Genomic DNA, 25,470 nt, shown 5'->3' on the forward strand with positions numbered 1-25,470 from the left:
CAATGGTAGTGTTCATTTTAGCGGTAAGGAGTGAATCGTATGGCAGAAATGCTTTCTTATGCATTTATGCAAAAGGCCTTTTTAGCAGCACTGTTTATCTCAGTGATTGCCCCAATGCTCGGCGTCTTTCTAGTTATTCGCCGACAATCTTTAATGGCAGATACCCTTTCACATGTGTCATTAGCCGGTGTGGCACTAGGCTTCTTTTTTAATTGGAATCCTAATTTAATGACCTTAATTGTCGTGATTGTGGCTGCAATCATTCTAGAATATTTACGAATGATTTATAGCACCTATTCAGAAATTTCGATTGCTATTTTAATGTCAGGCGGTTTGGCTTTGGCGTTAGTTTTGATGAATTTAACAGGAGGCAATTCAGCTGCTAGTATTCAATCGTATTTATTTGGTTCCATCGTCACGATTACGTGGGATCAAGTGGTTATGTTGGCAATTTTATTCGTAGTTTTAGTTCTATTGTTTATGTTATTTAAACGTCCAATGTATGTTTTAACATTTGATGAAGATACTGCTCATGTTGATGGGCTACCTATTCATTGGATGTCGATGTTTTTTAATGTAATTACTGGTGTGGCGATTGCTGTGATGATTCCGATTGCGGGAGCCTTGTTAATTTCAGCAATTATGGTCTTACCAGCTGCGATAGGTATGCGAATTGGTAAAGGCTTCAACACGGTGATTATCATCAGTGTGTTTATGGGCTTGATTGGCATGCTAACAGGGTTGACTAGCTCGTATTATTTGGAAACACCACCGAGTGCAAGCATTACCCTAATTTTTATTGGTTTATTCTTATTAGTCAATATTTATCGCCGAGTGGTTGTCATGGTCCAACGAAAACAAAAAATGCAAAGAAACTAAGGAGAAAAACGAAAGTTTTTCTCCTTTATTTCTTTTTTTTAAAAGAAATGGCGAACTATTTTCAGTTATTTGAAAAAAATCCTCGAATTTTTCGGTTAAACCCCTTATAATAAGGAACGATAGAATGAAAAGGAGTGACGAATTTGAAAATTCGGAGAAGTGAACGATTAATCGATATGACCCAATATCTTTTAGATCATCCCCATACATTGGTTTCTTTGACATATTTTGCTGACCGATACCAATCTGCCAAGTCTTCCATTAGTGAAGATTTAGCAATTGTTAAAAAAACATTTAAAGAACGTGGAACAGGTATTTTAGAAACGATTCCAGGCGCTGCAGGCGGTGTCCGCTTTATCCCTGAAATTCCTTATGAGGAAGCGGAGCAGTTGATTATGGATTTGTGTGATCGTTTGTCAGAACAAGATCGCTTATTACCTGGGGGCTATGTTTATCTTTCAGATTTACTTGGGGAACCGAATTTATTAAGACAAGTGGGCCGGATTATTGCTTCTAAATATTTAGGCAAACAAATTGATGCGGTAATGACCGTTGCGACTAAAGGCGTGCCAATTGCGCAAGCTGTGTCTTATTACTTAAATGTTCCGTTTGTGATTGTTCGTCGCGATTCTAAGATTACTGAAGGTTCAACGGTGAGCGTGAACTATGTATCAGGGTCTTCAGAACGTATCGAAAAAATGGAACTTTCAAAACGCAGCTTAAAACGCGGATCAAAAGTTTTAGTCGTGGATGACTTCATGAAAGGCGGCGGCACCGTCAATGGTATGAAGAGTATGATTGAAGAATTTGAAGCAGAACTTGTGGGCATTACCGTTTTTGCTGAGTCAAAATTCAATGGCCGTCGTGCAATCGATGACTACACTTCGCTATTATATGTGGAAGATGTGGATACACAAACAAAAACGATTAGCGTAGTCCCAGGAAACTATTTCACAGAGAAATAATTTGAAAAAGAACCTGAAAATGGTCCATTCCATTTTCAGGTTCTTTTTTTCTGTTTTATTCCTTTAAAAAAAGATGAGAAAATAAATTGGTCTACCTTTTAAATGCCTTATTTTGTTGAAAAAGACAAAAGAGTAAGATAAACTAGAAAAGGTATAATGAGGACGATTTAGAAGAAAATCAAACAATTTAGTTAATTTGAGGTGGCAAACGTGGAAAATAGATACGCAATTATTTTAGCAGCTGGTAAAGGAACACGCATGAAATCTAAACTTTATAAAGTATTGCATCCAGTTGCTGGTAAACCAATGGTCGAACATATTTTAGATCAAGTAGAACAAACAGAACCAACAGAAATCGTGACGATCGTTGGACACGGGGCGGAAATGATTAAAAGCCATTTAGGCGAACGTAGTCAATATGCCTTACAAGCTGAACAATTGGGAACTGGGCATGCAGTCATGCAAGCACAAGAGTTATTAGGTGGCAAACAAGGAACAACATTAGTTATTACAGGGGATACGCCATTATTAACTGCGGAAACCTTGAAAAATTTATTCGATTACCATCAAGGTAAGAATGCAAGTGCGACTATTTTAACAGCGCATGCGGAAGACCCAACAGGCTATGGTCGAATTATTCGTGACCATGTGGGCATTGTTGAACGAATCGTGGAACAAAAAGATGCCAGTGAAGAAGAAGCACGTGTTCAAGAAATTAATACAGGAACCTTCTGTTTTGATAATGAATCATTGTTTGAAGCGTTAGCGAAAACAGATACAAACAACACACAAGGGGAATACTATTTAACAGATATCATTGAAATTTTGAAAAAAGAAGGCAAAGCTGTCGCTGCTTATCAAATGGCAGACTTTGACGAAGCAATGGGTGTAAATGATCGTGTCGCTTTATCCACTGCTAATAAAATTATGCATCGTCGTTTAAATGAAATGCATATGCGAAATGGTGTTACATTTATTGATCCAGATACAACGTATATTGATGAAGGCGTGGTAATTGGTTCAGACACAGTCATTGAAGCGGGAGTCACTATCAAAGGAAAAACAGTGATTGGCGAAGATTGCTTGATTGGCGCACATTCAGAAATCGTTGATAGTCACATTGGCAATCAAGTGGTTGTTAAACAGTCTGTGATTGAAGAAAGTGTGGTTCGCGAGGGGGCCGATGTGGGTCCGTATGCACATTTACGTCCTAAAGCAGATGTGGGGGTAAACGTACACATTGGTAACTTCGTGGAAGTAAAAAATGCAACAATCGATGAAGGCACAAAAGTGGGCCATTTAACATACGTTGGTGATGCAACATTAGGCAAAGATATTAATGTCGGTTGCGGCGTTGTTTTTGTTAATTATGATGGCAAAAATAAACACCAAACAGTCGTGGGTGATCACGCGTTTATTGGCTCTGCAACGAACATTGTTGCGCCAGTCACGATTGGTGATCATGCGGTGACTGCTGCTGGTTCAACCATCACAGAAGATGTCCCTTCAGAAGATTTGGCGATTGCCCGGGCACGTCAAGTGAATAAAGAAGGCTATGCTAAAAAGTTACCTTATATGAAGGATTAACCTCAAATAAAAAAGAACGCTCTTTTGCTTAAGCAAAAGAGCGTTCTTTTTCCTCCTTAAAGACTAGACCAATTGCTGATAATATTTGTTTAGAGGTATTCAAGGACTAGACCAATGCTGTTTATTCGGTATTTTTAGTTATTTTTTTCAAAAAAATAGTTTTTGTTCCGCTTTTCCAATATAAAAAGACTTTCTTTTTTATAAAGTTCGTGTTTTGTTCAAAATTACTATTTTTTTCACAAACAAATCCGCTATATTGTCCAAAAATAAAAACAATTTACAGGAAAAACATCTTATTTTAACGGAATTTACTGTTTTTTATTTAACGGATATATTATGATAGGAAAAGAAGAGCAGCGTGATGGGGGAAGGCTCTTTTTGTTGTTTGTTACTTTGACAATTGTTTGTTGCAAATGGGTTGAAACACAAGGAGGAAATTTGTGAAAAAGTTGAGCTTTAAAAAAGTGAAGTGGGGCATGCATTTTTTAATGGCTGTTGCGTTGATAGCGCCAAGCGTTACTAGTAGGACAGTTCCTAAAAGTGGCTAATTTTTTGTTAAAAAATTAATTGTTATTTTGCCATGAGGGTCTACAATTAAGTTTTTAAGTACTGATCTCCAAACAAACCTTTTTTCTTCTTCATCGAAATCATGATAAGTACTTTCTATATTTTTGTTAAACCAATTCGATTTAAATACTATAGTTTCCTTAGGCTTGACTTGAACAATCATCTGTTCAAGCTCTTTTCTATCTTTCTTATATTCGTCTAAACTTATAACCTCATTAAGATACGCTTTTTTTAACCGTTCTATTTTCTTTAGTATTTTTGAATTATTGTTTTTTTCAGGAGCAGAAACTGCTATCTTCTTCTGTTTAGCTTCAAAGTTTTCCGCGTCTGCTTTAATGTTGTTTAATAAATACTCTTCAAGTATCTCTTCAGCTATATTTATCTTATTTGGGCATTTATTTCTTTTATAAGTGTTTCCGTTACAACGGTATACTTTTTTTGTATAATACATCACTGTGCCATCTTTTTTAATATATTTTCTTTTTCGATAACGTCCAGTCATTTTTTTACCGCAACAACTACATACTACCAGTCCTGAAAAGATATAAGTACGTTTTGCTATAGATGAAATATTTTTATCTAATAGATTTTGAACCTTCTCAAAGGTTTCCTTATCTACTATGGGAGGACAATAATTTTTGTTACCAGAAACTTCACCTATATATTTTCTATTCCTTAACATGTGCTTGATTGTTCGAGAACTTCTTGTAATATCATATTCATTGAATAGATATTCAACAGTTAGGCGTATACTGTTGTGAATAGAATAATGTTTAAAAATGTCTTTTGCGATAGGTGCATTTTCGTTAGGAATTAACTTCTTATCACAGATTTTATAACCAAAAGGAACACTCCCAGTTACTACTTCACCCTTTCTAATTTTGTTTTCAAATACTGCTTTGATGCGTTCAGACGCCATTTGTGCTTCTAATTCAGCAAAACTCATTGACTGATTAACAAAGGAACGTCCATAAGCAGTATCAGTATTGAAAAATGGTTGCGAAACGGCAAGCCATGTTACGCCAGAATTATCTAATATTTCTTGGATATTTAAGTAATGACGTAAATTTCTAAACCATCGATCTAATTTGGTAAACAAAATAATATCTATTCTGTTCTTTTTTATATCTTCTAATAAGCGTTGAAATTCATCGCGGTACAATTTTTGTCCTGAAATGCCGTCATCAATATACGTGTCAATGATTGTCAAATTGTCTTGAGTACTTACATAATCTTTTAAAGTAGCTATTTGTGCGTCTAAACTATCCCCGTGTTTTGCTTGTTGATCAGTAGAAACCCTAATGTATAACGCTGCTCTCTTTAGCATAAACGAATCCCCCTATCTTATTTAAAAACTACTCTTGGTCTTTCTCAACATTAAGCTTGTTTAATTGTAAAAATAACTGAGCATAATCAGATTTAAGCTCTTGGTATTCTTTTTCAGTAAATCTGTGACTAGGTCCTGTACGTAAATTTAAGTTAATATATTCAATATTCAACTCTTCGCAAAGTCTTTTTTCTACCTCATATTTATTCATAATATCCCTCCTTAGAGAATGTATGTTCTTTTTTTGTAAGAAGAAAAGTCCGAGGGTTAAAATTTATATTTATTTCTTAGCTAACCACGAACTATTCTTCTATAAATTATTTTTTTAAACAGATTGGTCTTTAATAGAATACTTTTAAGTCTAATACAAAAGTTCTATAATATAACTTTTCCAATAATTCTAATTTTTTCATTTTCTAAAATTCTATCTTCATATTTGGTATTGATTGATCTCAAAATAATTTGTTTATTTGAGTAGTCTTTAATTACTTTCTTACATGTAACACCATCATTATCAATTTCTACGATTGCAATTTCACCATTTTCAACATCACATTGTTTTTTATAAAAAACAATGCTTCCATCTTTAATTAGCGGTTCCATTGAATCTCCCTGAATATTAATAGCACAATCTGCTCCTTCCGGCACGTGTGCGAAAGAGTGCTGTTCAACGTCTATATCTCCATATTCTAGAACTGCAGGGTTTGCTGCGGTCTTTCCTACCAATGGAACAACTTTTCTATTGCGTGATTCCGTTTCAAGAATTTGCTTATCTAATTCTTTCTCGGCAAATATTAATACATTTTTTTGTCTTTTAGTTTCTAACTTAGCTGAGGTTTCGTTTATTTTCGTTAAAATTTGAGAAAGTGGTTCTTCTTCAAATCCTAATAGGTATTCTGGACTTGTTTCTAAAGCTTTGGCAAAATCAGCTATCTTATTAACAGGGAATTGTCTTGTTCTATTTTCGTAACGTGACATTGCGGACTTAGCTATCCCTACTTTTTCTGCTAATTCAGTGGATGTCATTTTTTTCTGTTTGCGCAAATCTGTAATTAATGTCATGATCTCATCGTTTGTTCTCAAATTATTCACCTCCTAAGAGAATAATACTAATAAAGTTCCCAATAGTCAACAAAAAATGTTCTAATTCGGCACAATTAGTTGACAATCGGGAATTGTCGATATATCATTAAAGCACATTCATGGATGAATAAAAATCAAGGAGGGAATTATTAATATGGAATTTGAACTCAATCGTTTAAAGGCTGAAAGGATTGCTAAGGGTTATTCGCAAGAAGAATTAGCAAAAAAATTAGGTTGGACCAGAAGTATGTATACAAAACGTGAAAATGGTACAGTTTCATTGGGAGTTGACGAACTAGCAAAAATAGCAACAGCATTAGAAATGCCAGAATCTAGAATATCTATTTTTTTTAATCGTTGAGTTCCCGAATGTCAACAAAGGAGGAGGGAAGTGTGATATGAATCAAAAGTCGTCAGAAAAAGTAGATATCGATTTATTGGCACAAGCTTTTGCTGATGTTTTAACGCGACGTACTGGCATACAACATGTTTGTAAAATAAAAAGTAAAAGTGAATCTAAGAAAAGTGAAGGTAACAGTTATCAGAAAGAAGCTAACTAAAAATGAAGGGAGAAACAGAATATGCAATTAGTAATAATGAAAAATAAACAAGCAGTAACAAGTAGTTTACAAGTTGCTGAAACTTTCGGAAAAGAACACAGAGCTGTTTTAAAAGCAATTGATGATTTGAAAGAGGGGCTTGCACAAAAATATGCAGACCTATTTTGTGAAGACACTTATATTCATCCGCAAAACAAACAGGCTTACCGTGTTGTTTATATGAATCGAGATGGATTTACGCTAGCAGTATTAGGTTTTAATAACTCTCAAAAAGTGTTGGAATTCAAACTGAAATATATTGAAGCTTTTAATCAAATGGAAAAAGAAATTCAACAGCCTAAACTTCCAACCTCGCAAAGAGAATTAGCGATGCTTACTTTATCAGCAAATGAAGAAACAAATGAGCGCGTAGATGTAATTGAAAAAGAAGTAGCCGACTTAAAAGACAATCAAAAAATCGGTGCAGATGATTATGGCTACTTATCACGTCGAGTTCATCAACGAGTAGCAGAAGTTGCAAGAGGATTTGGGAAAATCACAAAGGAACAGCGTGACAAGCTTTACAAAGATATTAATTCAGGTATTAAGCAAATCACAGGTGTGGGTACCCGATCACAATTAAGAGAAAAACATTATCCAATGGTAATTGAATATATCAATGACTGGGAGCCGTCTACAGCCACAAAAACAGTTGTAAGACAAATGAGTTTTGACTTAAACGATATTGCATAGGAGGAAAAAAATGAATCGAATTGAACTAAGAGGTAATGAATATTTTTTAAATGGAAAAAAATTAAAGTATTTGAAGTCAATTTCAATGAAAAAGACTTCTGAAAAAGAATCAGAAGTCACACTTGTTATTAAAGCTACTGTCCAGGGGAAAGATTTTGATTAATAAGATTAGTAATAACGTTAGAAGAAATATCAACTAGGGTGCGTAAAGAAGATGCACCAACGTTTTTTGCCACCTCTTTAGTTTTATTCCAATTTGTATCTTGGCGAATATTATTAATAAATTCGTGTCCTTGAGGTGTTAAATCACCTACTGAACATAAGTTATCACTATAAAAATATTCAGGCTTAGTGATCAAATTAGATAAAAATGCTTGGCGTATGTGGTACATGATTTCGTCTGCAGAATACTTAGACAATGATTCTTGTGGCTCTTCGCCATCGTAGTTAAAAGGGGTATAAAAACTAGATTCGCTTTCTATTTCAAAAAGTATATCGCGAATACATTCAGGATTTAATCTCATAAGACAACCTCACTTTCATAATTAAATTATATCAAAAAAACATAATTAAAGGAGGAGTATCAATGCCAAAAGAAAATATCCAAGATAAATATCATGAATCTTTAAAGGGACGAAATATCACAGACCCATACAAAGAACTAGCTGAACGTCTCAACGGAGTTAAACAAAGTTAGGAGTGCCAACATGGCTTATACAACTGAACAAGAAAGCTGGATACTCAACCAAATCAAAAAAGAGCGTAAACAGCTACAAGATGATAGAGCAGCGCTTAGACAATCAGAACAACTGACCGAAGGAAAAGCATATCAAATTGAAAAAGAACTCGAATTTTTAAGATACTTAGAGATTCAAAATAGAATGCATATTTAAGGAGAAATAAAATGAGAAAAATTTACAAATCACGTTTAATGACTACTATGTTTTTTGTTTTTATCTTAGGAATCGTTATGAGAGATAGTTTTACTTTAAATGTTTTGCTTCTGATGTGCGGTCCGATTGCAGCTGTTTTATGGATGTATTATGACGATGCGAAATACGAGAAAGAGGTTGATATATAGTGGAAAATTTATTGAAAGAGTTACTAAAAGAACAGAAGAAAACAAACGAATTGCTCCAAACTATTGCGAGTAGTTTAGAGCAAAACGAAAAAGATATAGTTATAAATTTTTTTAAGGGAATTTATGAAATTGTATCTACTCACTCGTCATCTTTATAAGATATTCCTAACTTATCCGCAAGTGATAAGAAATTCGTTATTTGAGTAAAATCACCAGATTGAATTGCTGACATAGCTAATTCTTCCCCTAGTTCACGACCTTTAGTATACCCTGAGTTGTCTTTTGAATTTTGTTCAAGACTAACAGTTATCATTGCTTCTAACTTTTCATTGATGGATTCAATGTCAGGAGCGGTGACTGTATATTCTAAGACACGAATATTACGTACATCTAAAGGAAGATTTTCTAAGTTTTGTGCAATTACAACAAAAGGTTTTCCTAAACCATATCGGATACCAAACTCAAACATAACGTTAGGATTTAATTTGGTTAAATCAATAACTACAAGTTCTGAAGTCTCCAATTGCTGCACAATAGTATCATCAATTTTCCCTGTGTCATTAAGCAGATCGGCACGTAAAACATCAAAACCCATTTTTTTAGTAACTGGGTTTAAAAAGTTTTTCATAACAAAATCAGAGTCTCTACGTTCTTCAGAATCAGAGGAGCCGATAGGGGTCACAAAGAAACATTTTTTCATAAAATTCACCACCTTTTCAGTTATTTCAGCAGACTACTTGCTGATAAATAAATTATACCAAAAGAAAGGAAGGAAAAGGTATGACGCGTAAACAAAAACTACAGCAAACCAAAAAACTTGCTGATTTATGGTACCAGCAACAAAAAAATAAAATATACATTGCACAACAAAAAGAGCGCAGAGGTGTTGTATGACGACAAAAAAGCGACTTAAGCCGGCAAGCAATAAGGCGCATACAAAAATTATACAAGAAAAATTATATCACAGAAACGAGGTCTTGTGAATGAATCGTAGTGAAGCAGATGCGCTAGATCAATTTTTAACAGAGCCGTCAGAAGAATTACAGAAAATCGAACCAGAATGGGAATATGACGAGGAGGAAGATAGCCGTGGCAACACTTTATGAACTTAGCAACGATTATTTAAAAGTTTTGTCATTAGCTGAAGAGCTTGATGATGGAACATTAAAAGATACGTTAGATAGTATTAGCGATTCAATCGATTTAAAAGTAGAAAACACAGCAAAAGTAGTTAAAGAACTTGAGAGCAACATATCTATTGTTGAAAAAGAAATCAAACGGCTACAGTCACGAAAAACAACGCTTTCTAACAATGTAAAGAACCTAAAAGGATATCTGCAAGATGAAATGGAAAAGGTCGGCAAAACGAAAATCAAGGGCGAATTATTCAATGTAGGAATTCAAAACAATCCAGTTTCTGTGAATATTATAGACGAAAAATTAATTCCTATTGGCTTTTTAATTCCTCAACCTCCCAAAGTTGATAAAACAGCTTTGAAAGAAGAACTGAAACATGGGGAAATCAAAGGTGCAGAATTAGTTCAAACTAAGAGTTTGAGAATTAGATAGGAGGTTTCAATATGGAAATAAAAAAGGCTAAACGCGAAAAAATAAAAGTTCCTATCATGATAACTGGCGCAAGTGGTAGTGGAAAAACAGTAAGTGCGTTGTTTATTGCTAAAGGAATTATTGAAAAAATGCATTCAGACTTATCAGAACAAGAACAATGGGAAAAAATAGGTGTCATTGACACTGAGCACAAACGATCGTTGTTATATGCTGATTCAACCATTGGAAATGTCGACATAGGGGAATTTTTGCATATTGATTTTGAAGCACCATTTACTGTACAGCGATATATACAGGCTTTTAATTTATTCAAACAAGCTGGGGTTGAAGTGGTTATAGTCGATTCTCTAACGCATGCTTGGAGTGGTGAAGGTGGCATTTTAGAACAAGTAGAAAACCATCAGAGAGGCAACTCTAAAAATCAAATGTTGGCTTGGAATAAAGTAAAACCATTAGAGAAAGAATTTCTTAAGTTAGTAACAGGAAATTCAATGTATGTGATTGGAACGTCTAGAAGTAAGCAAGCCTACGACATGGAAAAAAATGAACAAGGTAAAACACAAGTAGTAAAACTAGGGTTGAAACCTGATCAAAAAGATAGTTTGGAATATGAATTTGCTATCGCTTTACGTATTGATCAGGACCACATAGCGGAAGCTACAAAAGATAACTCAAATATGTTTAATATGCCTTTTAAAATAACAAAAGAAGTAGGCGAAAAAATATATGAATGGAGTAGCGAAGGAATAGATTTAGAAAAATTAAAAGATGAATTAATTAGTAGTATTACAGAACTTGCTACACAATCTGAAAATCATGAAAATATGTTTAAAGAGTTGCACAGCAAGATTAACAACGTACCTTTAAAAAACGTAAAAACTAAAGTTCTTGAGCGTATGAAAGAAATGTTAGAAAAGATTGAAGTTCCTACTGTGGAACAACAAAGTGAAAACGAACTCGATGAAGAACAAACAGAATTATTTGACGAGGCAAATCCTCCGATTGCAAATGATTTTGAAAAGAAGTGATTGAATGATTGGGAAAATCATAAAACATAAAGGGAATATGTTGGCCATCGAATTTGAGGATGAAATAAATTCAAATTTTCTCGAACTTCTGGCTAATAACGATGATAATTTAGCGAAAGTTGAATTCTTAGATAATCGACAGATGTCTCAAAAACAGAATGCACTTTCTCACGTTCTAATAGCCGATGTAGCACGTTGGAGCTATGACGAACCTAAATGGATTGAAAGTGTCTTGAAATACTACTACGAGGCTAAGAGTGGTGTTTATTTTGAACATAGTAGAGCTACCAAGAATGAAGCGACTGAGTGGATCGGTTTCTTGATTGAGTTCATTTTGAAAAACGATATACCACTGGAAAAAAGATACCAATACTTGCTTGAAAATAACAAATGGTTTTATTACTGCCTGAAATATCGTAAGTGCTGTATTTGCGGTAAGCATGCTGACGTTTGTCATATCGAAGTTGTCGGAATGGGTCGCAATCGTAAGAAAATCAGCCATGAAAATTTTACTTTTTATGCAGGTTGCCGTTTCCATCACCAAGAAGAACATCGTATTGGTACTAAGAACTTTTTGAATAAGTATCAAATAAAACCAGTCAAACTAAATATTGAAGAACGCAAGAAATTAAATATAGGAGGGTAACCAGTGAATGAACATAGAGGCTTTTATGCTATCATTCCAGCCATTGTCCGCTACGATAACCAATTAAACGGAAATGCAAAGCTATTATATGGAGAGCTGACAGCATTAGCAAATGAAAGAGGCTACTGTTGGGCAACAAATCAATACTTTGCCAGCCTATACAACGTTAGCAAACGGACAATCATATCATGGATGAAGCAATTAGAAAAACGAAAATATATAAAGATACAAGTCTTTTACAAACCAGATAGCAAAATTGTAGATCGTAGACATATTTATATATTGCCTTTTCCAACTGATACAGAATTCTACACCCCTAGTGAAGAAAATTTCATCACCTATGGAAAAAATCATCACGAGGGTGGTGAAGAAAATTTCACTACCCCTGGTGAAGAAAACTTCACAGAGAATAATACATTATTTAATAATACAGAGAATAATACAAAGAATAAAAAGAATAGTGTTGAGCCGAGCTCAACCATGTCCGAATTATTCGAAAAAATTTGGCAAACTTATCCAAAGAAAACCAACAAGAAAAAAGCTAGAGAACAATTTTTAAAGAAGTTCAAGACGGAAGAAGATTTAGAGTCGTTTAAAAAAGGATATAAGGACTATCTTGCGTATATTAAATTAAACGATTGGTATCACCCGCAAGAATTGTTTCGTTGGATACGTGATGATCGTTACAACGATGAATATGATCTGTCTCAAACAAATAAACAGCCTGCGTATTCTAAGGCGCCAGTGAGACAAGAGCAGTTACCAAATTGGACTGGAATGCAAGAAGATGTGCCTTTATCAGCTGAAGAATTAGCTGAATTAGAACGACAAAAACAAGAATTATTAGGAGAGTGACAATATGATAAACCAAGTTGTGTTAGTTGGACGTTTAACGAAAGATATAGATTTACGCTACACCGCAAGTGGTTCTGCAGTTGGAAGCTTTACTCTTGCTGTGAACCGTAACTTTACAAACCAAAACGGCGAACGAGAAGCGGATTTTATCAACTGTGTAATTTGGCGTAAGCCTGCTGAAACAATGGCTAATTATGCTCGTAAAGGAACATTATTAGGAGTTGTTGGCAGAATTCAAACTCGTAATTATGACAACCAACAAGGCCAACGTGTCTATGTGACTGAAGTTATTTGCGAGAGTTTCCAATTATTAGAGCCAAAAAGCGCCAATGAGAATAGAAATAGCATTCAGACGTCACAGAATGACGGTACAAGCGTTCAAAACAATTTCGAGAGTAATTATGCCACAAATCAAAATAAAGGCTTAAATCAGCAAAATAACAGCCAACAAATGTCGTTTGGTGGAGATGTAGATCCGTTCGCAGGCGCAGGTAATTCAATCGACATTAGCGACGATGATCTGCCGTTCTAGGAGGTTAAAGAATGAACAGTGTAATTTTTGAAGATATAGCACGTATTCAAGCTGAAAAAAAGCAAAAGCGGAAAGAAATGCTAAAGCTAATGAATGAGAATCCGGACTGGTATAAACATCCAAAAAGCATGGCCTATCGTCAAATTAAAATGCTTGGTAAGGATATTGGTGAGCAAACAATGGATAAATCTAAACCAATCAGCTCAATTGATAAAGACAAGTTCACCATTCAAGAATATTTGTATTTGCAGTGGGTTGGTTATTCAGTGAATGCAATCATAGAAGCGTTAGGAATGCCTAGAAACAAATTCTGGGAATATAAAGCTGAACATTTAAATTAGATTTATGAAATGAAAGTGAGTGTTCATTTTGCTGGAGATTTATTATACGCCAACATCCGCTATTATTGCGGATGCATTGGCTAAAACATATGAAGTCGTTTCTTTAGAAACAGCTAGAAATATTGCGAAGAAATTTAAGGCTAGTTTAAAGCAGAAAACGGACCTTTATGTGATTGAGGGAATTTTGATTGATGCTGGTTATAAAAAAGAGCCAGTGAAGTTGTAAGAAAGGAGCGGAGATTTGCGGCCGCATTAAAAAGCTTTTTGCTCCTTTAACATTATGAAACTAACAACAGAAAAAATAAATGAACTGCTAGGTGTTGACGATGCCTACAAAGCGCCAGAAGCGCTCATGAATATATTACTTAATCGTGATAAACGAGAAATCGTGTTTAACAAATTTTTAGAAATAGAAAAAGATTTAACTTTCGATTGGTTTCACGAATATTTTCAAGACGAACACGCTGATCGGAAAGTTAAGAAACAAGATTTTACGCCAAATTCCATTGGCGAAGTGATTGCAAAAATCGTAGGACCTGGAAGTGGATTGACACATGAAGTAGCTTCTGGGACAGGTGGAATGATCATACAAAAATGGCGAGCAGACAGACTATCTATTGGTTTTTTTGAATATAAACCATCAATGACTTTTTACGATTTAGAGGAGTTATCTGATAGAACCATTCCGTTCCTGATCTTTAATTTGGCCATTCGGGGCATGAATGCCACCGTAGTCCACGGTGATTCGCTAGACAGAAAAATAAAACAGATTTACTTTTTACAAAATTCAAAAGATGATTCGTTGGCTTTTAGCGATGTAAATGTTATGCCGCACAGCGATGTGGTTACAAGAGAGTTTCAAGTTAGAGAATGGCTGGAAGAAGCTATTGATCACATCGAGAGTCCCAGCGTGTTAGGAGGAGAAAATGAATGAGCAAACGTCCCAGACTTTTTGCCGGCTATTTTTTAGAATGGATTGAAACTTACAAAGTCGGTGCAATTAGAGATATCTCAGTTAGTAAATATTATATAGCCCACAAACACCTTACTGAAATTTGCCCTGATTTAACGATAGATAAATTAGATAGAAAGGCTTATCAAAGCATCCTTAATGAATACGCTCTGACACATGAGCGGCAGACGACAATGGATTTCCATCACCAAATTGGCAGCTGTGTAAGAGATATGTATCACGAAGGACTAATTAAACGTGATCCAACCTACAAAGCGATTATCAAAGGAATACCGCCGAGACCAAAAAAGAAAAAATTCTTGCAAAAAGGCGAACTACAAAAGCTGTTGAAATCACTAGAACTTGGCGAAGGGATAAATATGGATTGGTTTATTTTACTGGTTGCAAAAACAGGAATGCGTTTTGCGGAAGCCATTGCGTTAACACCAGCTGATTTTGATTGGACCAGAAATACCGTCAGCATTAATAAAACATTGAACTACAAAAATTCTACAATGTTTTTTCAGGATACGAAAAACAAAAGTTCTGTTAGAACGATAAGCATTGATTGGCAAATAGTTGGTCAGTTTAAACCGCTCATTGAAAATTTACCTCAAGATGAATTGATTTTTGTAAATCGAGATGAAAAGACAGGCAAATATAAACGAATTTTCAATTCAACATACAATTCCCACCTGATCAGAAAATGCAAAGAATCAGGAATCACTGTCATCACAATGCACGGACTTAGACATACACATGCAAGTATTTTACTCGCTGACGGGGTGTCAACTCATAGCATAGCTAAACGTCTAGGTCATTCAAGCGTAACTACTACTCAAGAAACATACATGCATATCATTGATGAATTGCAGAGTAAAGATGATGAAAAGATTCTTGGTGCATTGATGCAACTTTCCTAGTGTGGTGATTTCATGTATAGAAAATGGACAGAAGACGAACTAGTGTATTTAGAGTATTTCGTTTTTGAAAACGATACTCAGCTAATTGAAGCTTCTAAGTACTTGAACAGAAGCATCAATGCGATTAGAAAAAAATTGTGCAAAATGCGAAAAGAAGATGATTTTAGATGCTACATGCACCGTCTATGGTCTGAAAAAGAGGATGAGTTCTTAAAAAAGCACTATCTATCTATGAAAAATAAGTATATAGCTGATAGGTTAAATCGTACAGTTGGAGCTGTTGAGTTTAGGGCTAAAAAATTAGGGCTGACAAAGCACAAGAAGATTAAAGAGCTAGATACAGAAATCCGACGTTTGATTGACGAAGATTACTACCTCAGCCAAATATGCACAAAATTAAACATTAAGATGTCGTCTCTAATCGCACATTGCCAACGTGAAAAAATCCCTTATAAAAAAATGCCTAGAACTGAGTATAAAAACTATGGTAAACACGTTTGGAATGTGCAAGATAAAGTGAGATTCCAAGAATATTTAAGCAAACAAGAGTTGAAAGCGAGTGAAGAAGATGATTCCAAAGTTTAGAGCAAGAGATGAACGAGGAAATTGGCATGTTGGACTTCTAACTTTTATGTTTGGCCAGTATGCCATCGTAAATGAAGTAGATGAAAACACGGTTTATTTGATTGATAAGGAAACAGTCGGACAGTCAACAGGCTTGAAAGACAAGAACGGTATGGATATTTCCGAGGGTGATATTGGCTGGGATGACCATCAAGAAGTGCACGGACAAGTAATTTTTGAAAATGGTGCATTTAAATATGAGTGGGACAATATATCTGAGGATTTATTTGAAGCTACCGACGATATTGAGATTGTTGGGAATATCTACGAGAATCTAGAACTGTTGGAGGGAATCGGATCATGACAATGATAGAAAAAATGGATAAGCTGCTAAAAAAGTTAGAAAATTCTCCTGATGAACTAGAAAAATTTATGAAGGAGTTTAAGCGAAGCAGCAAATGTCAAAGTATCAGAGATGTTGATCAGGAGGAAGAAGAATGAATAGTTCAGAAGCAATAGCTAAAATACAAGAATTACAAGATATCTACGGTGGCATTGAAATCTTGGTAAATGCTCAAGGATCAGACAACGGCTTTTTCAAAATTATCACCAGTGTTGAAATTCAAGAAGGCATGTGTGATGAAGATGGGGGGTTTATTGACGAGAGAGTTATTTTAATCTCATGTGAATAGGAGGAACAGCGATGAATAAGCAAAAATTGATTGAGAAATGGGAAAGTAAGGAAGACGTACCACCATATGCAACAAGTACATCTCTAGCTAATATTAATCCGATTTTGAATGAACTGTATATTGACGGTTATGGCGTTGCACGAAAAGAAATCCTAGACGATTTAAAACAACTAGACGAACCGAAAAAAGTCATATTTTCGCATGAAGAGAAATTTGTGGCGGATTGGCTTGATGGTTTAAAGGGTAGAATTAGTGATAAAAAACTAAGTTCTGGTGCTGCATTCATGGTATTCGTTGGTCAACAGTTAGAATGCTTATATTATAACGAATATACATTGATAACTGACGATGTTGAGGGTTGGCTTTTACATCCAGAAAATAAAGTAAAACTATTGAATGCGATTGATAATGGCTACGAATTCGAGAAAGAGCCAACCATTCACGAGCTTAAAATTTTACCAGAATACTTTGAAGCGGTTGTTTCAGGTAATAAACGTTTTGAAATCCGTAAAAATGACCGTAACTATCAAAAAGGTGATATCTTACGCTTAAACGAATATCAAGACGGACAATATACAGGTGATGTCCATGTCGCAGAAATAACGTACATTACAGATTATGCCCAACAAGATGGATATGTAGTGTTAGGGATTAAGTGAGGAGGTTAAATAGATGAAAATTATAGCTAAAGGTCGAGGAACTGGGAAGACGACAGAGCTAGTTAAAGAATCCGCTAGAACAGGTCAGTATATTTTAGCAGCGAATAAAGCTCATGTTCAAGCCACTGAACAAATTGCCAAAAAAGTAGGCGTTATTATTCCATATCCTGTTACGGTGGATGAAATTGTAAGAATGGACCGCTTTACATGTGGCAGTTCCATTCAACGAGATGGATTGCTGGTTGATGAAGCAATTATGGTTTTAAGTAAACTAATTGGCTTAAAAATCACTGGTGTGACTATATCTCTTGAAGGAGAACAACAATGCTAAGTTATCCAGATGTTTATATCTTAGGTCGTCAAGTAGACGGCGTGTATGTTGAATATCTGCACGGATCAAATCAAGCCGATTTGTTTTTCGATTATACAATTGCTCGTGATGAAAGAAATCATATGAATAAAACCAATATGAAAGATGGCACTTGGGAAATTTTAAAGTATGGTAGACCAATTACACTGGAGGTGCAACATGGGTAAGAAAAAATCAAAAATTAAAAAGAAAAAGCGTCGCTTGCAAGAAAAAGCAATTGCAAACGGCACTCAAAATTCTAAAAAATAAAAAAAGTCGGAATCGCTCCGACCAACCACATTGATATTATAACATAAAAGGAGCGATTTAACTTGATTCAATTGTTAAAAGAAGTTGATTTCAGTCAGACTAGAGCCAATGCGAGAGCCGTGTTGAAAAATTTTAGACGTTTGGACCGAATAGCTGGTCGTTCCTTAGTAGATGTTCGGTCGCCAATCATTACAGACATGCCCAAAGGTATAAAGCATGGTAACAAAGCAGAAGATGCGTTGATCCAGATGATTGATGTCGAAGTAGAGCGTGATGCAATTCTAACGGCTTTGATGTCATTAAGCATAATAAGTCGTCAAATTCTTCACTACAGTTTTTGCGTGCAGGACCATTACTCTAATTACAAAATCGCCAGAGAAATTGGATATTCTGAAAGAAGTATTCAAAGAATGAAATCAGAAGCTTTGATTGAATTCGCAGAAGCTTACCGCAATGGAAAAATAATTGCCTATAAATAAAATTTTGGCGGTTTTTTGGCGGAAAGTTGGCGGTTTTTATACGAATTTGAGTGCTAATATAGTAACATCGAAAGTCAAAGAAATGGACACATTACACAACACTTTCTGGTTTAGTCACCGTTTGATTTGACTTTCGATGGTCACTTGCAGACATACGTTCTCAATAAAATGAAGTGAGGTGAATAACCTCCTCTTTTTTCTACAAGTTTGCAAGGGATATATTTGGCGATTGCTAGCATATGCAAAAAAAGACAGACAGAAAGGAAGATTTATATGTTATTGCAAATTGATAAGTTTAATAAAAAAGAATTAGAAGGTAAAGAAGCAGCGAAACTTTTAGTGGACTATATCGGAGGGGTTTCAGGGACTTCTTGTGATAGTGACGCAGTTAAAGTTTTTAACAATAGTAACCCGATTGTCATTACATTTGGCAAGGAGCAAACAACTGCAATTAACCTGCCATATTACGAAGATTTTAAAATTGTTGCAGTATGGCTCTTAAATGATGAAGGTAAAACACTTCGTAAATTAATATAAAATAAGCAGTCCGTTAAAAGACTGCTTATAAATAATTATTTTCTATACTTTGTATTATCACATCTAGGACATGGCGGCAGTGTATCTGTTTTGTCATCTAATACAACTTGCTGACCGCAATTAGTACAAGTATAGGTGCCTTTGCCTGGCTTTTCACCTGTAGAATAAGTCATGTTATCACCTCCTTACTTGAAGTATACACCTTAGAATATAATTAACAATAGGAAGTGACATTTTGATGGAATATAGCTCAGTTGGTAGAGCATACGACTGTTAATCGTAGGATCATGAGTTCGAGTCTCGTTATTCCAGTAAGTAGCTATGCTACTTAAATAAAAAAATCGTCAATAAGTCAAATGTAACTACCTTTACGATCAGATGACGGTTAAGATTTTCCTTCCTATCTAAGGCTGCACTTTCACCGTGCAGTCTTTTTTTATACGTAAAAAAACCACTAGACTATGGAATCTAGTGGATAGGTAGCAGACTATATTACAAAAAGATGGGCTTTCTAGGTGTAAATAACTGTTTCAGCATTTAAGGAGTTGCTACCCAAAAGCATTATAGCAAATTAATAGTGATAGACATTATCCAATTTATGTAAGAAATGACATATTTAGTACATAAAATTAATTAAGAATGTCTCTTTTAGTATGTAAAAAACCGCTAATATCGGAAAATTAGCGGATAGGCAGTTATAGTAAGACTTGTTGATAGAATTTTAAATCGCAAAATCTAAATTCATCAAGAAGGAATTCCTGCCTGTAAAAATTCTAACAAATATTAAAAAAATTGTAAAACATTTATGTGTTTGTTTTTTTTACATTAATTGCAATCGAGCTTCAGATGATGAGTTAGTAACTATGTTTACTGAACAACAAAAAAACCACCAGTGAAATTAATCATGGGTGGTTAGGTAGCTAGTACGATATGAGGAATTTCATGTGCAAGAAATTTTCTAAGGTATGTCGCTACCCGTAAATAAATTATAGCAAATCATTCATTAATTGTCTTGTCTGATGCATATAAAAACCGCTAGTGGTGACATACTAGCGGTTAGGTAGCTAATTGTGTGTCTTTTCATGGAATCATGAATTACATAAGGTGTTGATTTAAAAATAAAAGGAGTTGCTACCTAATAAAATTATAACAAATAAGAATGATGAATAAAAGAGATTGCCTTGATGGCTGCTTTTTTTGTTTGGAGGGAATGAAGGATGGATAATTATTGGTACATATCCCTGAACCACCATTATCCGAAACCCATGAAAAACCAACATAAACGGGTAGTAATGTCGGTGCAGATTAAGAAAGAATATTCCATCATTGAGATGACACGAGAAGCTACACCACAAGAAATTGACTATTGCAAGTTGGTATATTGCGGTCATGGGTGTTGGAGTGACAAACATGTACAAGAGAATGTAGAGAAGTATATTTGATTTACGAAAACAAACTCAACTATTGAAGCGAAAAGTGAGGTGGTGTTAATGGATGGCTAGAAAAAGAGACCCTCGTCGTGATGAAGCTAAAAAAATATGGCTAGATTCAGGTGGGAAAAAGGTTCTTAAAGAATTAGCTAGTGAACTAAATGTTTCTGATTCTCAAATCAGGAAATGGAAATCTGTTGATAAATGGGCGGAAGAATTAAAAGGTAACGTTACTAAATCGAATAGTAACGTTACCAATAAAAGTGGAGCGCCGCCAGGTAATAAAAATGCTAAGGGGAACAAAGGAGGTTCTCCTCCTAAAGGTAATAAGAACGCTATTAAAACTGGCGAATATGAAACAATATTTGCCGATATGTTATCTGACGAAGAAAAGAACATCTATTCTAATATGAATGATGATCCTTTTTTTATTTTGGATGAAGAAATAAGAATCCTGAAAATTCGCCAATATAGAATGCTTAAACGCATAAAAAATGCAGAGGCTGGCTTAAATGATGAAGAAGTTGAACGTTTGCAACAGCTTCGGAAAGTTAAAGAGCCATCGGCAATTGATGGGAAAATGGTTACTGTCAAAAGAGAAGTTTTGAAAGATGTACAAATAACTCGTAAGACATTTAGAAAGTTAGATGACATCTTAGCGATTGAAGATGCTTTAACACGAATTAGCAATCAGTTAACTAAAGCAATAAAACAACAGGAAGAACTAGTTACTAGAGGCATTAAATTACAATTGTTAAATGCGCAAACAGAAAAAGCAGAAGCTGATGCAAAAATCGCATCTAATAATGCTGATAAGTTAACAGTTGGCGGAAGAGCTAACGAATTGTTAGAAGCTTTACTCAACGTTAAATCACGAGGTGTGAGCGATGGTAATTAATTTTAGTGATAAGCAAGTGGCGAACATTAATTTCAACACAAGCAAAGTGACCTTTGAATTAAACGAAGGCACTCCTCGTAGTGGAAAAACCACCAGTGATATATTTAAAATGGCAGACTTCTATTTACGCTCACCAGACCAGAACCATCTTGTGACTGCTTATAATCAAGAACAAGCTTTCCGAATGTTTATGGACGGTGACGGTTTAGGATTAATGCATATATTTGATGGCGTTTCAGATATTCGACATGATGAACATGGGGACCATTTGCTTTTATATGCACCTAACGGAGAAAAAAAGATTTATTACAAAGGCGGCGGCAAAATCAATTCGGTTGGTGCTATTACGGGTATGTCGTTAGGCTCAGTTACTTTCTTAGAATTTAACTTGCTGCATAAAGATTTCATTAATGAGTGCTTTAGACGTACTTTTGCTGCAGAATGGCGCTATCATTTAGGTGAACAGAATCCGCCAGCACCGAATCACCCTAATTTAGAATTGTTAGAACGTTTTGAGAAATCAGGACGTTTTTTATTTCGTCATTGGACGCCAGATGATAATCCAATCTTAAGTGAATCAAGAAAGCAGCAGTTATACGATGAGTTATCAAGTAGCGAATATCTTTTAGAACGTGACTGGTATGGTCATAGAGTGCTACCACAAGGTGTTATTTACTCAATGTTCGGTAAGAACAACAAAGCAACCGAAATAAAAGGAAACATCATTGAAACGTTTTTTACTGCTGATGGTGGCCAAGCTGATGCAACTACCTGTGCATTTTGGGTTGTCACTTTCTATGCTGGGAAATTTTATCTGTATCGTTTAGCAAACTACTATCATAGTGGAACGGATACGGGAGAAACAAAAGCGATGTCAATTTATGCAAAAGAGATTAAACAGTTTGTTGAGTGGTGTTATACAAAATGGAACCATTTGCCACACTGGAATTATTTCTTTGTCGATCCTGCCTGTAAAACGTTACGTTCTGAGCTTGACTTAATAGGGATTATTACAGATAAAGCTGATAACAATAGCTCCGATAAAGTTTCAAGTAATGGTTTAAAGATAGAGGTTGGAATAGAACGACTACAAAACACCATGATAAGTGGCCAATTTATAGTTTTAGAATGTGGAGAAGAATTTGACCACTATAATTTTGAAAAAGAAATCTCTATGTATGTGAGAAATGACAATGGATTGCCCGTAGATAAATATAATCATGCACTTGATGAAGCAAGGTATGGTAATAATTACTTTTATAAAACCTATATCGCCTAGAAAAGAGGTGTTTACATGTTTGACAAATTAAAAGCGATGTTCAGGATTGGAGGTGCAAAAATAGGTATGGTAGAAACACTTAATAGAATTACAGATCATCCAAAAATCGGAGTAAATACTGCTGAAATCGATAGAATAATGGACAACAAACGCATATATAAAAATAAGTTTCCTGATGTGAGCTACGTTAATAGTGATGGTATGCGTATGCACAGGGCTTTTCATTCATTAAATGTATCAAAAGTAGTTTCTCGCAAATTAGCTAAGCTAGTCTTTAATGACGGGTGTGCGATAAGCATTGATAATGATGAAGCGGACCAGTTTTTACAATCAGTTTTTAACGATAATAAGTTTCGTAAGAACTTTGGTGAAGAGCTGGAAGCAGGATATGCAATAGGAGGGCTTGTCCTACGTCCCTATGTAGACACAAAGACAAACAAAATAAAAATATCCTTTTGCCGAGCTGATACTTTTTACCCTTTACAGTCCAACACTAATGATATATCTGAAGCAGCTATTGCTACGATTACACAACAGAATGAAGGTAAGAAAAATGTTTATTACACACTTTTAGAATTTCATGAGTGGGAAAATAGCACTTACTATATCAGAAACGAATTGTATCGTTCAGAAGAACAATCTCAAACAGGTGTTAGGGTACCATTACCGACATTAGACAAGTACAAGGAACTAAAAGAGGAGACTGCTTTAGTCGGATTTACTCGACCATTATTTGTCTATATAAAACTAGCTGGAAAAAACAACATAGATATCGATAGTCCATTGAGTTTAGGTATTATTGACAACGCGAAGCGCCAATTGATTGATATTAACGAAAAATACGATGAATTTATGAATGAAGTTGAAGAAGCGAGAAGAAAAATATTAGCTTCAGATCATTTCTTCAAAGTTAGATATGATGAAAAAGGGAATCCTATAAAACGATTTGACAGTAAGACATCTGTATATCAACGGTTGAAATCAGACGAGCCTTTTATTAGTGAATTTGTTCCTACGTTACGGTCACAGGAATTTATTGAGACAATTAATTTTATTTTACGCATTGTTGAATTACAAACCGGTTTTTCAAGTGGAACATTTAGCTTTGATGGACAATCAGTCAAAACAGCTACGGAAATCATCAGCGAAAATTCTGAGACTTTTTCTACCCGTTCAGATAATGTCTTAATTGTGAAAGAAGCATTAAAAGAATTAATTACAACTATATTCGAATTGGCCGCAGCATTTAATCTATTCAAATATTCAAAAGAACTAGGCATTAATATAGATTTTGATGACGGTGTTTTTCAATCTCAAGATGCCAAAGCTGATTATTACTCTAAATTAGTTACAGCTGGTCTTTCATCAAAACTAAGCGCTATTCAGAAATTAACTGGTGTGACTGAAAAAGAGGCCAAAAAAATAGTTCACGAGATTAGAGCAGAAACGTTAGAAATGGACTATCCAGAACAAGAAAGAATATCGGCGGAAAATGAACTAGGAGATGAGGAATAATGATTACACCTCATCAATTAGATTTATGGTCCTCTAATATGTCACACCTCTACCAATCGTTAGAGGGCGAATTAATACGAATCATCGCTAAGCGTTTAAAAAACGGTAACGAGAATATTTTAGATTGGCAAAGAGAAAAGCTTCAAGAGTTACATTTGTTTAACAAAGAAACCGCAAAAGTCATTTCTCAAGTAACAGGAATTGCTGAATCTGAAATAGAGCGAATGTTTGAAAGTACCGGGCAAAAAATTGTAAAAGATATTGATAAAGAATTACCTTATGATCCAAAGCCTATGCCAACAGATTTAGACAATATTATGAAAGCCTATCACGACCAAGTGTGGTCTGATATTAACAACTATGTAAATCAAACGTTGTTATCCACTAACTTCGGTTATGGAACAGCCACCAGCCAAATGTACAATGAAATCATTAATAAGACAGTCGCTGCATTTAACAGCGGGTTATTTACATTTGACGAAGCGTTAGAACGTACTATACAAAGTTGGGCACAGAAAGGGATTAAGTCAACATTTGTAGATAAAGGCGGTCATACGTGGAGCTTGGAACGTTACGTTCGAACCGTTTTAAAGTCTACATTAGGTAACACCTATGATAAGTTACGAAAAGACCGTATGAGCGAGTATGACGTTCACACGGTACTGGTCACTAGCCATATGGGGGCTAGAAAAGCTTGTTCTAAGATTCAAGGACACGTTGCCGATTTACGTGAATCTGTTTCAAGTAATGAAAAGTATAAGAGTATTTACGACCCTTATTGGGGCGCAGAATATGGAACTGCTGGCGGGCATAGAGGGATTAACTGCAATCATTTACACATTCCTTTTATCCCTGGTATCAATACAAATAATCAACCTAAAATTGATGCAAAGGAAAATGAAAAAGTTGCTGAATTGACGAAACGTCAACGGCAATTAGAGCGCCAAGTAGTCAAATTTAAAAAGAATCAAATGGTTTCCGAAGCATTAGATCATACTGACAATGCCAAGCAATGGAAACAGAAAGTAAGAGCAAACCAAGCGAAACTACGAGAACTAGTAGATTCTAATGAGTATTTAGGCAGAAATTATGCCCGTGAAAAAGTTTACACCCCGGTTAATACGTTGCTAAAAGATTTTCGCTATGACGATTTTTAGAGAGAAGAAGTGGG

39 protein-coding genes and 1 tRNA gene are annotated in these 25,470 nt (G+C 35.1%); 34 read left to right on the top strand and 6 right to left on the bottom strand.

Annotated elements, in window-relative coordinates; translation table 11 throughout:
* The first annotated feature begins 39 nt into the window (after positions 1-39).
* From IGL23_RS00255 to glmU, 3 genes are all read left to right on the top strand, one after another.
* The gene (locus IGL23_RS00255; protein ID WP_033594371.1) at positions 40-879 is read left to right on the top strand and encodes a metal ABC transporter permease; all 840 of its coding nucleotides are present in this window, start codon (positions 40-42) and stop codon (positions 877-879) included.
* Between the two features lie 143 nt (positions 880-1,022).
* Positions 1,023-1,844, top strand: a complete 822-nt coding sequence (purR, locus tag IGL23_RS00260; RefSeq protein WP_002381336.1) for a pur operon repressor — start codon at positions 1,023-1,025, stop codon at positions 1,842-1,844.
* Positions 1,845-2,045: 201 nt separating this feature from the next.
* Positions 2,046-3,431 (top strand): bifunctional UDP-N-acetylglucosamine diphosphorylase/glucosamine-1-phosphate N-acetyltransferase GlmU, encoded by a 1,386-nt coding sequence (gene glmU, locus IGL23_RS00265; protein WP_002361483.1) that lies wholly within the window; start codon positions 2,046-2,048, stop codon positions 3,429-3,431.
* Between the two features lie 544 nt (positions 3,432-3,975).
* Here glmU and IGL23_RS00270 read toward each other — a convergent pair.
* The 3 genes from IGL23_RS00270 to IGL23_RS00280 form a co-directional block, all read right to left on the bottom strand.
* The gene (locus IGL23_RS00270) at positions 3,976-5,325 is read right to left on the bottom strand and encodes a recombinase family protein (protein ID WP_104659774.1); all 1,350 of its coding nucleotides are present in this window, start codon (positions 5,323-5,325) and stop codon (positions 3,976-3,978) included.
* A gap of 28 nt (positions 5,326-5,353) precedes the next feature.
* A complete protein-coding gene (locus IGL23_RS00275) occupies positions 5,354-5,536 on the bottom strand; it encodes a hypothetical protein (RefSeq protein ID WP_010824902.1) in 183 nt (60 codons plus the stop codon).
* Between the two features lie 164 nt (positions 5,537-5,700).
* Positions 5,701-6,417, bottom strand: coding sequence for a S24 family peptidase (locus IGL23_RS00280; protein ID WP_231423892.1), 717 nt, complete (start codon positions 6,415-6,417; stop codon positions 5,701-5,703).
* A gap of 145 nt (positions 6,418-6,562) precedes the next feature.
* Here IGL23_RS00280 and IGL23_RS00285 point away from each other — a divergent pair, with 145 nt between their 5' ends.
* The 4 genes from IGL23_RS00285 to IGL23_RS00300 are packed head-to-tail and all read left to right on the top strand — an operon-like array spanning position 6,563 to position 7,863.
* Complete coding sequence (locus IGL23_RS00285) at positions 6,563-6,769, top strand: helix-turn-helix domain-containing protein (protein ID WP_104659775.1); 207 nt, start codon at positions 6,563-6,565, stop codon at positions 6,767-6,769.
* 37 nt (positions 6,770-6,806) lie between these two features.
* Positions 6,807-6,968 carry a hypothetical protein gene (locus IGL23_RS00290; RefSeq protein WP_010824905.1) on the top strand — a complete coding sequence of 54 codons (162 nt, stop codon included), beginning with the start codon at positions 6,807-6,809 and terminating at the stop codon, positions 6,966-6,968.
* Between the two features lie 36 nt (positions 6,969-7,004).
* Positions 7,005-7,700 carry a Rha family transcriptional regulator gene (locus IGL23_RS00295; protein WP_430619689.1) on the top strand — a complete coding sequence of 232 codons (696 nt, stop codon included), beginning with the start codon at positions 7,005-7,007 and terminating at the stop codon, positions 7,698-7,700.
* A gap of 10 nt (positions 7,701-7,710) precedes the next feature.
* The gene (locus tag IGL23_RS00300) at positions 7,711-7,863 is read left to right on the top strand and encodes a hypothetical protein (protein WP_010707996.1); all 153 of its coding nucleotides are present in this window, start codon (positions 7,711-7,713) and stop codon (positions 7,861-7,863) included.
* Here the strand turns inward: IGL23_RS00300 and IGL23_RS00305 are convergent.
* Positions 7,835-8,224, bottom strand: a complete 390-nt coding sequence (locus tag IGL23_RS00305; RefSeq protein ID WP_016634381.1) for a DUF2513 domain-containing protein — start codon at positions 8,222-8,224, stop codon at positions 7,835-7,837. The two genes, IGL23_RS00300 and IGL23_RS00305, sit on opposite strands and share 29 nt — an antisense overlap.
* A 183-nt stretch (positions 8,225-8,407) precedes the next feature.
* Here IGL23_RS00305 and IGL23_RS00310 point away from each other — a divergent pair, with 183 nt between their 5' ends.
* Together IGL23_RS00310 and IGL23_RS00315 are read left to right on the top strand one after the other, a co-directional pair.
* Positions 8,408-8,593, top strand: a complete 186-nt coding sequence (locus tag IGL23_RS00310) for a hypothetical protein (RefSeq protein ID WP_002364665.1) — start codon at positions 8,408-8,410, stop codon at positions 8,591-8,593.
* A gap of 38 nt (positions 8,594-8,631) precedes the next feature.
* Positions 8,632-8,781 (top strand): hypothetical protein, encoded by a 150-nt coding sequence (locus IGL23_RS00315; protein ID WP_200829408.1) that lies wholly within the window; start codon positions 8,632-8,634, stop codon positions 8,779-8,781.
* A 139-nt stretch (positions 8,782-8,920) separates the two neighbouring features.
* Here the strand turns inward: IGL23_RS00315 and IGL23_RS00320 are convergent, their stop codons facing one another.
* Positions 8,921-9,481, bottom strand: coding sequence for a hypothetical protein (locus IGL23_RS00320; RefSeq protein ID WP_064687099.1), 561 nt, complete (start codon positions 9,479-9,481; stop codon positions 8,921-8,923).
* Between the two features lie 283 nt (positions 9,482-9,764).
* Here IGL23_RS00320 and IGL23_RS00325 point away from each other — a divergent pair, with 283 nt between their 5' ends.
* The 19 genes from IGL23_RS00325 (at position 9,765) to IGL23_RS00415 (ending at position 19,177) form a co-directional block, all read left to right on the top strand.
* A complete protein-coding gene (locus IGL23_RS00325; protein WP_002414628.1) occupies positions 9,765-9,887 on the top strand; it encodes a hypothetical protein in 123 nt (40 codons plus the stop codon).
* On the top strand, positions 9,871-10,350 hold the full coding sequence (locus IGL23_RS00330; protein ID WP_002381628.1) for a siphovirus Gp157 family protein: 480 nt from the start codon (positions 9,871-9,873) through the stop codon (positions 10,348-10,350). Before IGL23_RS00325 ends, IGL23_RS00330 begins: the two co-directional genes overlap by 17 nt.
* A gap of 11 nt (positions 10,351-10,361) precedes the next feature.
* Positions 10,362-11,378 carry an AAA family ATPase gene (locus IGL23_RS00335; RefSeq protein ID WP_002365157.1) on the top strand — a complete coding sequence of 339 codons (1,017 nt, stop codon included), beginning with the start codon at positions 10,362-10,364 and terminating at the stop codon, positions 11,376-11,378.
* Between the two features lie 4 nt (positions 11,379-11,382).
* Positions 11,383-12,024 carry a putative HNHc nuclease gene (locus IGL23_RS00340; RefSeq protein WP_002414632.1) on the top strand — a complete coding sequence of 214 codons (642 nt, stop codon included), beginning with the start codon at positions 11,383-11,385 and terminating at the stop codon, positions 12,022-12,024.
* 3 nt (positions 12,025-12,027) lie between these two features.
* Positions 12,028-12,879: a helix-turn-helix domain-containing protein gene (locus tag IGL23_RS00345; RefSeq protein WP_430619662.1), complete on the top strand. Its 852-nt coding sequence runs from the start codon at positions 12,028-12,030 to the stop codon at positions 12,877-12,879.
* A 4-nt stretch (positions 12,880-12,883) separates the two neighbouring features.
* Complete coding sequence (gene ssb, locus IGL23_RS00350; RefSeq protein WP_002414633.1) at positions 12,884-13,411, top strand: single-stranded DNA-binding protein; 528 nt, start codon at positions 12,884-12,886, stop codon at positions 13,409-13,411.
* An 11-nt stretch (positions 13,412-13,422) separates the two neighbouring features.
* Positions 13,423-13,752, top strand: a complete 330-nt coding sequence (locus tag IGL23_RS00355; RefSeq protein ID WP_002414634.1) for a hypothetical protein — start codon at positions 13,423-13,425, stop codon at positions 13,750-13,752.
* A gap of 19 nt (positions 13,753-13,771) precedes the next feature.
* Positions 13,772-13,978 carry a hypothetical protein gene (locus tag IGL23_RS00360; protein WP_430619663.1) on the top strand — a complete coding sequence of 69 codons (207 nt, stop codon included), beginning with the start codon at positions 13,772-13,774 and terminating at the stop codon, positions 13,976-13,978.
* A gap of 54 nt (positions 13,979-14,032) precedes the next feature.
* Positions 14,033-14,686, top strand: coding sequence for an N-6 DNA methylase (locus IGL23_RS00365; protein ID WP_002380701.1), 654 nt, complete (start codon positions 14,033-14,035; stop codon positions 14,684-14,686).
* Positions 14,683-15,627 (top strand): site-specific integrase, encoded by a 945-nt coding sequence (locus tag IGL23_RS00370; RefSeq protein ID WP_002380700.1) that lies wholly within the window; start codon positions 14,683-14,685, stop codon positions 15,625-15,627. Before IGL23_RS00365 ends, IGL23_RS00370 begins: the two co-directional genes overlap by 4 nt.
* Positions 15,628-15,639: 12 nt before the next feature.
* Positions 15,640-16,212: a hypothetical protein gene (locus IGL23_RS00375; RefSeq protein ID WP_002380699.1), complete on the top strand. Its 573-nt coding sequence runs from the start codon at positions 15,640-15,642 to the stop codon at positions 16,210-16,212.
* Entirely contained in the window at positions 16,196-16,555 is a 360-nt protein-coding gene (locus tag IGL23_RS00380) for a YopX family protein (protein WP_430619690.1), read from the top strand. Before IGL23_RS00375 ends, IGL23_RS00380 begins: the two co-directional genes overlap by 17 nt.
* Positions 16,552-16,692, top strand: coding sequence for a hypothetical protein (locus IGL23_RS00385; protein ID WP_267591786.1), 141 nt, complete (start codon positions 16,552-16,554; stop codon positions 16,690-16,692). The genes IGL23_RS00380 and IGL23_RS00385 overlap by 4 nt, the downstream gene beginning before the upstream one ends.
* Positions 16,689-16,883, top strand: coding sequence for a hypothetical protein (locus IGL23_RS00390; RefSeq protein ID WP_267591787.1), 195 nt, complete (start codon positions 16,689-16,691; stop codon positions 16,881-16,883). The genes IGL23_RS00385 and IGL23_RS00390 overlap by 4 nt, the downstream gene beginning before the upstream one ends.
* Before the next feature lie 11 nt (positions 16,884-16,894).
* Positions 16,895-17,542 (top strand): DUF3850 domain-containing protein, encoded by a 648-nt coding sequence (locus tag IGL23_RS00395; RefSeq protein WP_267591788.1) that lies wholly within the window; start codon positions 16,895-16,897, stop codon positions 17,540-17,542.
* 13 nt (positions 17,543-17,555) lie between these two features.
* Positions 17,556-17,873 carry a replicase gene (locus IGL23_RS00400; protein ID WP_267591789.1) on the top strand — a complete coding sequence of 106 codons (318 nt, stop codon included), beginning with the start codon at positions 17,556-17,558 and terminating at the stop codon, positions 17,871-17,873.
* Positions 17,867-18,079, top strand: a complete 213-nt coding sequence (locus tag IGL23_RS00405) for a hypothetical protein (RefSeq protein WP_267591790.1) — start codon at positions 17,867-17,869, stop codon at positions 18,077-18,079. Before IGL23_RS00400 ends, IGL23_RS00405 begins: the two co-directional genes overlap by 7 nt.
* 144 nt (positions 18,080-18,223) lie before the next feature.
* A complete protein-coding gene (locus IGL23_RS00410) occupies positions 18,224-18,640 on the top strand; it encodes an ArpU family phage packaging/lysis transcriptional regulator (RefSeq protein WP_047648909.1) in 417 nt (138 codons plus the stop codon).
* Positions 18,641-18,913: 273 nt separating this feature from the next.
* Positions 18,914-19,177, top strand: a complete 264-nt coding sequence (locus IGL23_RS00415) for a hypothetical protein (protein WP_002414610.1) — start codon at positions 18,914-18,916, stop codon at positions 19,175-19,177.
* A 35-nt stretch (positions 19,178-19,212) separates the two neighbouring features.
* On the opposite strand, the gene IGL23_RS00420 is transcribed toward IGL23_RS00415, so the two are convergent.
* On the bottom strand, positions 19,213-19,350 hold the full coding sequence (locus tag IGL23_RS00420; RefSeq protein WP_010773976.1) for a zinc ribbon-containing protein: 138 nt from the start codon (positions 19,348-19,350) through the stop codon (positions 19,213-19,215).
* Between the two features lie 66 nt (positions 19,351-19,416).
* Between IGL23_RS00420 and IGL23_RS00425 the strand changes: the two genes are divergently transcribed.
* The 6 genes from IGL23_RS00425 to IGL23_RS00450 all read left to right on the top strand — a co-directional run bounded on the left by IGL23_RS00425 (position 19,417) and on the right by IGL23_RS00450 (position 25,456).
* Positions 19,417-19,489: transfer RNA gene (locus IGL23_RS00425), tRNA-Asn, on the top strand.
* A gap of 905 nt (positions 19,490-20,394) precedes the next feature.
* Entirely contained in the window at positions 20,395-20,619 is a 225-nt protein-coding gene (locus IGL23_RS00430) for a hypothetical protein (RefSeq protein WP_002404955.1), read from the top strand.
* 52 nt (positions 20,620-20,671) lie between these two features.
* Positions 20,672-21,505 carry a phage terminase small subunit gene (gene terS / locus IGL23_RS00435; RefSeq protein WP_231423889.1) on the top strand — a complete coding sequence of 278 codons (834 nt, stop codon included), beginning with the start codon at positions 20,672-20,674 and terminating at the stop codon, positions 21,503-21,505.
* A complete protein-coding gene (locus IGL23_RS00440) occupies positions 21,495-22,784 on the top strand; it encodes a PBSX family phage terminase large subunit (RefSeq protein ID WP_173961988.1) in 1,290 nt (429 codons plus the stop codon). Before terS ends, IGL23_RS00440 begins: the two co-directional genes overlap by 11 nt.
* A gap of 15 nt (positions 22,785-22,799) precedes the next feature.
* A complete protein-coding gene (locus IGL23_RS00445) occupies positions 22,800-24,299 on the top strand; it encodes a phage portal protein (protein ID WP_231423888.1) in 1,500 nt (499 codons plus the stop codon).
* Positions 24,299-25,456 (top strand): phage minor capsid protein, encoded by a 1,158-nt coding sequence (locus IGL23_RS00450; protein ID WP_002411227.1) that lies wholly within the window; start codon positions 24,299-24,301, stop codon positions 25,454-25,456. Before IGL23_RS00445 ends, IGL23_RS00450 begins: the two co-directional genes overlap by 1 nt.
* Positions 25,457-25,470 lie beyond the last annotated feature (14 nt).

This window comes from Enterococcus sp. MSG3299 (assembly GCF_050555765.1).
Taxonomy (GTDB): domain Bacteria; phylum Bacillota; class Bacilli; order Lactobacillales; family Enterococcaceae; genus Enterococcus; species Enterococcus faecalis.

Bases quoted from the DNA above. Each gene is read 5' to 3' on its own strand.
- IGL23_RS00255 (WP_033594371.1), top strand. From the start codon at position 40: ATGGCAGAAATGCTTTCTTATGCATTTATGCAAAAGGCCTTTTTAGCA.
- IGL23_RS00270 (WP_104659774.1), bottom strand. From the start codon at position 5,325: ATGCTAAAGAGAGCAGCGTTATACATTAGGGTTTCTACTGATCAACAA.
- IGL23_RS00275 (WP_010824902.1), bottom strand. From the start codon at position 5,536: ATGAATAAATATGAGGTAGAAAAAAGACTTTGCGAAGAGTTGAATATT.
- IGL23_RS00285 (WP_104659775.1), top strand. From the start codon at position 6,563: ATGGAATTTGAACTCAATCGTTTAAAGGCTGAAAGGATTGCTAAGGGT.
- IGL23_RS00290 (WP_010824905.1), top strand. From the start codon at position 6,807: ATGAATCAAAAGTCGTCAGAAAAAGTAGATATCGATTTATTGGCACAA.
- IGL23_RS00295 (WP_430619689.1), top strand. From the start codon at position 7,005: ATGAAAAATAAACAAGCAGTAACAAGTAGTTTACAAGTTGCTGAAACT.
- IGL23_RS00300 (WP_010707996.1), top strand. From the start codon at position 7,711: ATGAATCGAATTGAACTAAGAGGTAATGAATATTTTTTAAATGGAAAA.
- IGL23_RS00305 (WP_016634381.1), bottom strand. From the start codon at position 8,224: ATGAGATTAAATCCTGAATGTATTCGCGATATACTTTTTGAAATAGAA.
- IGL23_RS00310 (WP_002364665.1), top strand. From the start codon at position 8,408: ATGGCTTATACAACTGAACAAGAAAGCTGGATACTCAACCAAATCAAA.
- IGL23_RS00315 (WP_200829408.1), top strand. From the start codon at position 8,632: ATGACTACTATGTTTTTTGTTTTTATCTTAGGAATCGTTATGAGAGAT.
- IGL23_RS00320 (WP_064687099.1), bottom strand. From the start codon at position 9,481: ATGAAAAAATGTTTCTTTGTGACCCCTATCGGCTCCTCTGATTCTGAA.
- IGL23_RS00325 (WP_002414628.1), top strand. From the start codon at position 9,765: ATGAATCGTAGTGAAGCAGATGCGCTAGATCAATTTTTAACAGAGCCG.
- IGL23_RS00335 (WP_002365157.1), top strand. From the start codon at position 10,362: ATGGAAATAAAAAAGGCTAAACGCGAAAAAATAAAAGTTCCTATCATG.
- IGL23_RS00340 (WP_002414632.1), top strand. From the start codon at position 11,383: ATGATTGGGAAAATCATAAAACATAAAGGGAATATGTTGGCCATCGAA.
- ssb (WP_002414633.1), top strand. From the start codon at position 12,884: ATGATAAACCAAGTTGTGTTAGTTGGACGTTTAACGAAAGATATAGAT.
- IGL23_RS00355 (WP_002414634.1), top strand. From the start codon at position 13,423: ATGAACAGTGTAATTTTTGAAGATATAGCACGTATTCAAGCTGAAAAA.
- IGL23_RS00365 (WP_002380701.1), top strand. From the start codon at position 14,033: ATGAAACTAACAACAGAAAAAATAAATGAACTGCTAGGTGTTGACGAT.
- IGL23_RS00370 (WP_002380700.1), top strand. From the start codon at position 14,683: ATGAGCAAACGTCCCAGACTTTTTGCCGGCTATTTTTTAGAATGGATT.
- IGL23_RS00375 (WP_002380699.1), top strand. From the start codon at position 15,640: ATGTATAGAAAATGGACAGAAGACGAACTAGTGTATTTAGAGTATTTC.
- IGL23_RS00380 (WP_430619690.1), top strand. From the start codon at position 16,196: ATGATTCCAAAGTTTAGAGCAAGAGATGAACGAGGAAATTGGCATGTT.
- IGL23_RS00385 (WP_267591786.1), top strand. From the start codon at position 16,552: ATGACAATGATAGAAAAAATGGATAAGCTGCTAAAAAAGTTAGAAAAT.
- IGL23_RS00390 (WP_267591787.1), top strand. From the start codon at position 16,689: ATGAATAGTTCAGAAGCAATAGCTAAAATACAAGAATTACAAGATATC.
- IGL23_RS00395 (WP_267591788.1), top strand. From the start codon at position 16,895: ATGAATAAGCAAAAATTGATTGAGAAATGGGAAAGTAAGGAAGACGTA.
- IGL23_RS00400 (WP_267591789.1), top strand. From the start codon at position 17,556: ATGAAAATTATAGCTAAAGGTCGAGGAACTGGGAAGACGACAGAGCTA.
- IGL23_RS00405 (WP_267591790.1), top strand. From the start codon at position 17,867: ATGCTAAGTTATCCAGATGTTTATATCTTAGGTCGTCAAGTAGACGGC.
- IGL23_RS00415 (WP_002414610.1), top strand. From the start codon at position 18,914: ATGTTATTGCAAATTGATAAGTTTAATAAAAAAGAATTAGAAGGTAAA.
- IGL23_RS00420 (WP_010773976.1), bottom strand. From the start codon at position 19,350: ATGACTTATTCTACAGGTGAAAAGCCAGGCAAAGGCACCTATACTTGT.
- IGL23_RS00430 (WP_002404955.1), top strand. From the start codon at position 20,395: ATGGATAATTATTGGTACATATCCCTGAACCACCATTATCCGAAACCC.
- terS (WP_231423889.1), top strand. From the start codon at position 20,672: ATGGCTAGAAAAAGAGACCCTCGTCGTGATGAAGCTAAAAAAATATGG.
- IGL23_RS00440 (WP_173961988.1), top strand. From the start codon at position 21,495: ATGGTAATTAATTTTAGTGATAAGCAAGTGGCGAACATTAATTTCAAC.
- IGL23_RS00445 (WP_231423888.1), top strand. From the start codon at position 22,800: ATGTTTGACAAATTAAAAGCGATGTTCAGGATTGGAGGTGCAAAAATA.
- IGL23_RS00450 (WP_002411227.1), top strand. From the start codon at position 24,299: ATGATTACACCTCATCAATTAGATTTATGGTCCTCTAATATGTCACAC.